Below are 8,584 nucleotides of genomic sequence, written 5' to 3'. Positions count from 1 at the left end.
GCGGGGTGGAGCAGCCCGGTAGCTCGTCAGGCTCATAACCTGAAGGCCGCAGGTTCAAATCCTGCCCCCGCAACCAGATATAAAAAAGCCCGCTATACAGCGGGCTTTTGGCGTTTCCAGATGGAATTAAGCCAAGGCTTCAGCACTCGCCCCAGAGCCCATGGCAGCGTGGAAACGGAAAATGTGTCGTGCCGGAACTGTCGGACCGCCTTTCCGCACCATGGCAAAAAGTCCTCAATGCAGACGCGGTCGGCGTCGTTCGCTGAGCGGCCGTCCCCGGTTCCAGCGGGCGATGGTTTCCGGCACGATGTCCGTCTTGCGGGCCGCCGGCTCGGCACATTCGCGAATGCGTTCAAGCGCCGCACTTGCCTTGGCGGCATAGTCCAGTGCGGCCGGATCGTCCGAATGCACTCCCTGGATCGCAGCGAAGACGGCTTCTGCTTCGGCCAGCCGTCTGCTGGCAGTAAGGGCGATGCCACGCTTGTAATGCGCCTGGATGAGATGCGGCCCGATCTCGCCGACCTGGCGGAAAGTCTCTGCGGCCTGGTCGTATTGATGCAGGGCAAGCTGCGTGTCGCCAAGCCGCATCTGGATCGGTGTCGGATCGGGCGCTCGCTCGGTGAGTGCCTTGTAGGCAGTCAGTGCCTCCGTCAGCTTGCCGCGGTCGAACAGCAGATTGGCAAGGCCGAATTCCGCGCCGGTATGGCCGGGAGCCGATTGCAGGACCTGGTTGAAGGCAATCTCCGCCTTACCGCGGGCGCCGTTGCGGTACATATCGAGCGCCTGTTCATAGACGAAGCGAATGCTGCGCGGGTTGAGCACGCCATGCAGGTTCTGGCCGTTGCGGGTGCGGAACAGGGTGCAACTGATCCGCCGTTCCTCTACCCCGAACATATATTTGTAAGGTTCGTTTCCGCGCAGGAAGTCATAGGTCTTGAAACCGTCCTCGATCGCCCGCCGGATGCAGTAGCCATGCAGGATAAGGCCGGGAGACGGCGTCTTCCAGTTCTCGTCGCGGCCGGTGATATAGAAGAGGATGGCCTTCTTCTGCCGGTCGACGATATTCGCCAGCGCGCCGAGCGGCTGGTCGCCGTACCACAAGACCGGCACGTCGAGATTGCCGCTGTTGAAGCAGTCCATCAGCATCTCGCGCGTGGTGACGATCAGCCGCTCGGTCCGCTCCGCACCCTTGCGGGCGCTCCATTTGATCCGCCAGAGATTGAAGAGGATGTTGAGGTCGCGATCGATGGTCTCGGGGGTTGCCATGGTGATCCGGTAGATATCGTCGCCTTCGACCTTGCGCAGGAACCGCCGGAGCTTCTGGCGTGTCTGGCTGCTCATGCGCTGTTCGAGATAATCGTCGAAGCTTGCCGGCAGCGGGACGATCGGGCAGATCGTGTTGTCGATGTTCTCGCTGTTCATCGGCGAGCTGTCGCGAAACATCACCTCCGGCCCTTGCAGCGCCTCGATCATCTTCTCACGCCGGCCCGCTGGGCCGCTGAAATATTCGATCTTCAGATCGGTCCAGTTCTGATGTTTGATAAACGAAGCAAAACCGGCAATGGCAAGATGCTCGTAATCCGGCCTGACGATGAAGCCGGTGTAATCGGCCGCAAAATTCCCGGCCATTATGATTTCGTCGTAGAAGAGCCCGGTCTTCTCGTTCAGATGGGTGATGAGGCGCAGCGGAAAGAAGGCGACATAAGGTGCTGCGGAATCGCGCTCGCGAAGGGCAAGGATGAACCAGCGGCGCCGGCGAGAGAGATAATTCTTCAGCCAGATCCAGGAGAGGAAATGCTGCGCGTCGGGATCTTCCATGAAGACCTGATCCCAGTTGTCGCGTAGCGCCTCGAACCCGGCAATGGTGTCGATAATATCTATGCGCATGTCCGCCCCCCAATACCCCATACGTCACTCGGGAGGTTTCATTCTAATGGGAAACACCGATCTTCAAATAAACCGTCCGGATGATTTGCGGAGCTTAAATATGATTAGTCCTGAGCCGGCGCTTAACCCAAAATCGAAGTCGGTTTTCAATAAAGATCACATATCAATTCAAAGACATAGAGCCCGATGCCCCTGTCGAATGCGACGCTTCAATTTATCTCGCCCGAAAGTGTGCAACGGTTTTGGAAAGAGATACTCGTAAGAGTTACTCAGAGCTCGCCGGCGATCTGCGGGCTTGCATGGATGAAGGCCCAGAGCGTCCGGCTGATGGCGACGATTTCGGCGATCGACTTTTCCAGAAGGTCGAGCTCGCGCGCGTCCATCTGCTCGATCTTGCCATAGCGGATCTCCTTGTCGTCCTCGACCAGTCGCATCAACTGCGTGCTGGAGATCTCTCCCTTTTCGTCGAAGGAATAGATGCAGTGATTGTATTTGTTGCGTGTCTTGGATTCCTTCTTCAGCCGCGACATGGCTGAAAGGATCGCCTTCCGGTCGGAAGCTGAGGTCGAAGCGAGCTTGGCAAGCCGTTCGATGAGATCGATCCGGGCGCGCGTCGTGTTGAGCGTCAGGAACACCACGATCGCCGCATCCTTTTCGACCCGGAGAAGATGGGCGATGATGTAGATCAGCAGGCTTTCGGTATTCGTCCAGACATAGTTCAGGCGGCCGACCCGCAACAGGACATCGGACATCGCCGCCATGCTCTACCCTTTCTCCCCCTGAAGGGACGATCCATCCCCAAGGGGATGATACGTGCCGACATTATATCAGAACAATGGACGAGGCCGTCATATTGCCGGACCGCTCTCTGCCTGATTGCGAGTGATCAGCGTTCCTTGAAAGCCCGTGACATGCTGTCGGTGATTGGTTTGCTCAGATATTCGAAGAAGGTGCGTTCCGACGTCTGGATCAGCACTTCTGCCGGCATGCCGGGAACGGGATGGAAATTGTGCACTCGGGAAATCTCGGAATCGGGTATTTCGACGCGGACGATATAGACATCCTTGACCGAGACCCCCGAACTTTCCTCGATCGAGTCGGCCGAAACGTAGAAGACCCTGCCCTGCAGCACCGGCGTCGTGCGCCGGTTGAGCGCCGTCAGGCGGATCGAGGCCGTTTCTCCCTCGTGCAGCTGATCGATGGAGGTACGCAGCACCTGCGCCTCCAGGATCAGCGGCACATGCGCCGGCAGGATTTCCATGATCGGCTTGCCGGTCGTGATGACGCCGCCGGCGGTATGAAAATAGGAGCGCACCACTGTGCCCGTCACCGGTGAGCGGATGGTGGTGCGTTCGAGCACGCCGGCAGCCTCGCGCATCTGTTCGCGCACGCTGTCCAGATCGGATTCGGCGGGCTCGAGCGCATCGAGTGCCGCCTGTTTGTTGGAGTTGACGGCGATGATGGCTTCCTGGCGGAATTTGGCGATCTCCGCCTCGCTCTCGTTGAGCTCGCCGTTCAGGCGAGAAATATCGCCCATCGCATCGGCGATCGCCCGTTCGATTGCCAGGAGATCCGTCTTGCGCATATAGCCGACCTTGACCAGGCGCGCCTTGGAATCGCGTTCCTCGGTCAGCAGCGCCAATTGTCTCTCGAAGGATTCGCGTTGGCCTTTATAGCCGCCGAACCGGTATTCCAGCGACTTGATGTTTTTCTCGATCAGATTGAGCTGCTCTTCGAGCTTGATCTGCTTGCTGTGGAAGACGACGTTCTGGCTCTGGATGATCGCGTTGATGTCTGGATCGCTTGCTTCCTTCATGACGATATCGGGAACCTGGAATTCCCGCAGGCCCTGCGCTTCGGCACGGAGCCTTGCGACGACGGCTTCCAGGCGCAGGCGCCGAAGCTGCAGCATCCGTTCGTTCGAGCGGGATGCTGTCGGGTCGAGGGTCAGCAGGACGTCGCCTTCCTTCACCGTGTCGCCCTCGCTGACGCGCATCTCCTTGATGATGCCGCCTTCCAGATGCTGGACGATCTTGTTGTTGCCGGTCGCAACGAAGCTCGCCTGGGCAATGACGGCCGAGGCAAGCGGTGCCGTCGCAGCCCAGAAGCCGAACCCGCCGAACGAGGTGAAGAGAACCGTCAGGCCGACGATGCTGTGCACGCGGATCGAGCGCGGCACGTCGCTATACCATTCGAGTTGCGCCGGGCCTGATGTCTCCCGATTTTTGCGTCCCATGTCGTTCACCCTTCGATACGCGGTGCTTGTTGACCGTTATTGCCGTTGTTCTTGGAAAGCGCCTGCAGCACCTCGATCCTTTCCCCGAACATGGCGACAGTGCCCTCCTTGAGCACGAGGATCTTGTCGACGCATTGGAGAAGGGCGGGGCGCTGGGTGATGGTGACCGTGGTGATGCCCTGCTTCTTGGCGTGGATCAGCGCCTTGGCAAGCGCTGCCTCGCCCTGGGTATCGAGGTTCGAATTCGGCTCGTCGAGAACGACGAATTTGGGATTGCCGAAGAAGGCGCGGGCAAGCGCGATGCGCTGCTTCTGGCCGCCCGAAAGCGGAGCGCCGTCTGCCGCCACGATGGTTTCATAGCCCTGCGGGAAGCTTGCGATGAGCTCGTGCACGTCGGCGAGCACTGCTGCCTCGTAGATCTGATGATCGTCGACGTCGTCGCGCATGCGGCAGATATTGGCTTTGATCGTACCGGGAAAGAGTTGCACGTCCTGCGGCAGGTAGCCGATGCTTTCGCCGAACTGACGCTGATCCCAGTTGCGCAGATCCATCAGATCGAGGCGCACATTTCCCGATGTCGGAACGATCGAGCCGACGAGCATCTTGCCGAGCGTCGTCTTGCCCGATCCGGAATTGCCGATGATCGCAAGCGATTCCCCCTTCCTGAGCGAGAAGGAGATGCCGTTGAGAATGACCTTCTTCTGTGGCGGCGGCACGAAGAGAATGCGCTCGACATCGAGCCGGCCTTCCGGATTGGGAAGGCGCAGGCGCGGGAAGTTCAAGGGAGAGTTCAACAGCAGTCCCTTGATCCTGCCATAGGCGGCTGCCGACCGGTTGAACTGGTGCCAGCCCTCGATGGCGCCTTCGATCGGCGCCAGCGCGCGTCCCGAAATGATCGAGGCCGCAATCACCATGCCGCCCGTCAATTCTCCGGCGAGCGACAGATGCGCGCCCCAGCCGAGCAGGGTAACCTGGGTAATCATGCGGCAGGCCTTCGATATGCCCGAGAAGATAATGTTGCGGTCCTGAGCCTCGACTTGCGATTTCAGCGAGCCCGCCGTCTCCCGGCCCCACATCTTCACCGCCTCGGGGATCATCGCCATGGCGTTGATGATTTGCGAATTGCGCGACATGGAATCGAGATGGAAATTCGCCCGGCTGAGATAGCCGTTGGATTCGGCGAATTGCCGGGCGGTGAATTTCTGATTGAGATAGGCGATGAAAAAAAGCACCGCACAGCAGACCATGATGATGATGCCGAGATGCGGATGCACGAAATAGACGACGACCACGAAGAACGGCATCAGCGGTGCATCGAGAAATGCGATCAGCGTGCCTGACGTCACGAAGCCGCGCAGCAGCTGCAGGTCCTGCAGCGTCTGATAATCCTTGCCGCTGCCATGCAGCGACGCCCTCGCCGCAGCGCTGAGGATCGGCGCGCCGAGCTGTACTTCGAGCTCCACCGCGGTGCGCATCAGGATGAAGCGCCGCACCGAATCCATGAAGGCCTGCAGCAGCACGGCGCCGAGCACGGCGATCGAAAGCATGACGAGCGTGTCGATGGAGCGGCTGGTCAGCACCCGGTCGGATATCTGGAAGAGATAGAGCGGGATCGCCAGCAGAAGCACGTTGATGGCGATCGTGAACATCATGACCACAGCCATGTTGCGTCGGACCGCCGCCATGCCGCGCGAGAGGCTGGCGGCGAAATTCACAGGCTCACTGCGCTTGTGAAAACCGCCGCCACTTCCCCCGCCCCCGCCCGCGCCGCCACCGGGATCGGAATCCTTGCCGGTTCCGCCGCCGCCGGTGCGCAGCCGTCTGTCATTCTCGCTGATCGGACCACCCTCGCCTTCGATCGTCTTGCCGAAGGGCATCGTCGGGTTCGATTTGAGTTCGGTCGTCTCTTTCGGCAGTTCGGGCGCCGCCCGCGCTTCGATCTGCGGTTGGGCGGGTGCTTCCGCCGGTTTTACTGTGGCCGGGGCCTGCACCACCGCGGCGAAAGGCGCCGTTTCCGCGGCCGAAGGTTTCGGCGAGGCTTCCGGCATCACCACCTTTTGCGCAAGGGGTGGTGGCGTTGTGCCTTCGCGCGCCGTAGCGGCAGCCTCGCATACTGCAACTTCGGCCGTCTTCTTGCCGCCTTCGGTCGGTGAAGCGGCAGCGCCGCTGAGCCTGCGAAGGTTCTCGACCGCCTCGTCGATCGCAGAGATGCACAGATTGGCCGGCGCCGTTTCCGAAGGGGCAGCGGAGGGAATATTGCCCGACCTCAGATCGAGAGCGCTGCCTGCTGCAAAAACTTGCTTCGAAATCTGGTTCATCGTGGTTCCTTCGCAATACTTAAGGTCACGCGACCATGGCTTGCATTACGTCGGCGGGGTGCGCCGACGACCATGAAAGATCATGCTCGGCATGGATGACGCCATCGGCGGAACAGCCGCCCGTGGGATCGTCGTCATCGAGAAAGGCGATGACTTCGTTGGCGAGCCTGTCGTCGGCTGACTGCGGCTGCGTCGCATCATGCTCCACCAGCCCTCCTTGAATGAGGATGGCGTCTGAATAGAGCTGGCCTGCCAGATAGGTGGTCTGGCCGAAACTGTCGTAGTCGACGATCTCGGCGATGTTGATGACCGCATTGCTGCCGGTGTCGATCGTCACCGTCGCATCGGGATTGTTGCCGAGGAGCGCCGCCGCCGCCTGGGTCACATCGTCGGAATCGCCGAGGATGCTCACCTGCTTTATGATCGTCATGTCGTAGAGATTGCCGGTGATGTAGAGCACGTTGAGGCCGGCATATCCCTGAAAATTCACATCGAACGACAGCCCTTCCGGCATATTGGGATCGCGATCTTCGATCGCCTTCTGCGCGTCGATCATATAGTCCGGCATGGCCTCGAACGGGGTGCCCGTCCCGACATTGTGGATCGAGGCGAAATTCCAGATCAGGTTGTTGCCGGTCTGGATGTCGGCGCCCGGATCGACGCCGTCTTCCGCCCGTACCCAGTCATTGTCGTAGAGCAGCGAGATCTGCGTGATGCTGTTGATGTCGAGCACATTGCCGCCGATGATCACCAGATCATACTGCATGCCCATCCCGAAAAAGGAGGATAAGTTGATGGAGGTATTGCCACCCGTCAGAACCGTGGCTTCGGATCCCGAGGTGGTGACCGTCATCGTGTCGTTGTCGCTGATGAAGTGATACTGCTCGGTCCACTGTACGAAGGAGACGTCGCCATCGATGACGTTGACGCGCCAGCTGTTCGGGAATGTCGGGTCGGCAGCATCGGTGTCGGCGTGGCTCGATGCTGCGAAGGTGCTGTTTTCGAAGACGGCGATATTCTTGGCGATCGTTCCCGCCTCCTCGGCCGAATGGCCGGATGAGCGCAGCGTCGAGGCGATCTCGTCATTATCGCTGTAGACGAAGGCCTGGGAGACCGCGTCGATCTGGTGGTAATTGCCCATGACAGCGGTGACCGAGGTGATGACGCCGGTATTGATCACCGAGGCGATGTTGACCACGAAATTTGCGCCGGCGGTCACGTCAAGGCTGTTGCCGCTGGGATCTGTCTGCTCGACGGATGAATTGCTGTCGTCAGCTTCTTCCTGGAGCTTGGCGAGACCGCGGTCGGGCAGGAAGTCGTCGAGGACGGGGATGTCGGCTTGACGTTCGCCATTGACATAGACGATGGGCCCGTCGCCCACCAGATCGGTGGTGACGAAATGATGCGTCGGGTCGGTGCTGAGCGAGGTTGTTCCGCTGTCCTCGGTATTCTGGGCATTCTGGATATAGGTTTCGATATGCTCGGCAATCTTCAGCGCGCCATCATAGGTATCAATCCGGTGCAGGCTCGAAAAAGGCGTGAAGATCTCGGCCTTGGCGCTGAAATCCGCGAGCCGTTCGATGACGAAACTCGTGTCGCGAGGCGCATGGATGCCATTCGTCATGTCGAGATAGTCGTCGTCGTAGAGAACGTTGACCTGAAGGACATGGCTGATAGCCGAGCCAGGCCCGGCAAAGACGGTCAGTTCCGGCTCATCCGACAGCACGATATCCGTAGGATCGCCGAAATGCGGTAGCGGGATGTCCTTTGCGGCAATCGCCGCCAGCTTCTCAACGCTTTCTTCGAGGACGCGGCCCACATGGCGCGTCGGACCATATTCGATCTCGTAACTGCCGCTTTGGTAAATGACGCCCGGATCGTAGTCCCTGTGCTCGAGATTGGAAGAAAAGGCGGCGGTAAAGGCATCCTGATCCGGCAGAGCCGGTCCATCCGCGCCGGGTCCTGCCCCTTCGGCATAATTGGTGCGCAACCTCATCTCGTCGATCGTCATCTCGAAGACACCGATGAAATGCGCAATGATTTCCGAAATCTTCTCGATATGCATGGTTCGGCCCTCCCATTCGAAATGACGATCGGCCTTATCAGGCGCCCCTCGTTGGGAGCCGTGGTGTGGTCGTCAAAT

The 8,584-nt window shown here is 59.7% G+C and carries 5 protein-coding genes; all 5 read right to left on the bottom strand.

Annotated features, from left to right (window positions below):
* Nucleotides 1-234: 234 nt before the first annotated feature.
* Nucleotides 235-1,887, bottom strand: coding sequence for a GNAT family N-acetyltransferase (locus tag FHT79_RS31415; protein ID WP_183904694.1), 1,653 nt, complete (start codon nucleotides 1,885-1,887; stop codon nucleotides 235-237).
* A 269-nt stretch (nucleotides 1,888-2,156) separates the two neighbouring features.
* Nucleotides 2,157-2,648, bottom strand: a complete 492-nt coding sequence (locus FHT79_RS31410; RefSeq protein WP_132576094.1) for a hypothetical protein — start codon at nucleotides 2,646-2,648, stop codon at nucleotides 2,157-2,159.
* 125 nt (nucleotides 2,649-2,773) lie between these two features.
* Nucleotides 2,774-4,123, bottom strand: a complete 1,350-nt coding sequence (locus tag FHT79_RS31405; protein ID WP_132576092.1) for an HlyD family type I secretion periplasmic adaptor subunit — start codon at nucleotides 4,121-4,123, stop codon at nucleotides 2,774-2,776.
* A 5-nt stretch (nucleotides 4,124-4,128) separates the two neighbouring features.
* Entirely contained in the window at nucleotides 4,129-6,441 is a 2,313-nt protein-coding gene (locus tag FHT79_RS31400; RefSeq protein WP_183904693.1) for a type I secretion system permease/ATPase, read from the bottom strand.
* A 25-nt stretch (nucleotides 6,442-6,466) separates the two neighbouring features.
* Nucleotides 6,467-8,506 (bottom strand): hypothetical protein, encoded by a 2,040-nt coding sequence (locus FHT79_RS31395; protein ID WP_183904692.1) that lies wholly within the window; start codon nucleotides 8,504-8,506, stop codon nucleotides 6,467-6,469.
* Between the last annotated feature and the right edge of the window lie 78 nt (nucleotides 8,507-8,584).

This window comes from Rhizobium sp. BK212, assembly GCF_014197475.1.
Taxonomy (GTDB): Bacteria; Pseudomonadota; Alphaproteobacteria; order Rhizobiales; family Rhizobiaceae; genus Rhizobium; species Rhizobium anhuiense.
The sequence above is the reverse complement of the archived record's forward strand: the minus strand, read 5'-3'. Positions and strand labels throughout refer to the sequence as shown.

Coding starts and splice junctions, on each gene's coding strand:
- FHT79_RS31415 (WP_183904694.1), bottom strand. CDS start 1,887: ATGCGCATAGATATTATCGACACCATTGCCGGGTTCGAGGCGCTACGC.
- FHT79_RS31410 (WP_132576094.1), bottom strand. CDS start 2,648: ATGGCGGCGATGTCCGATGTCCTGTTGCGGGTCGGCCGCCTGAACTAT.
- FHT79_RS31405 (WP_132576092.1), bottom strand. CDS start 4,123: ATGGGACGCAAAAATCGGGAGACATCAGGCCCGGCGCAACTCGAATGG.
- FHT79_RS31400 (WP_183904693.1), bottom strand. CDS start 6,441: ATGAACCAGATTTCGAAGCAAGTTTTTGCAGCAGGCAGCGCTCTCGAT.
- FHT79_RS31395 (WP_183904692.1), bottom strand. CDS start 8,506: ATGCATATCGAGAAGATTTCGGAAATCATTGCGCATTTCATCGGTGTC.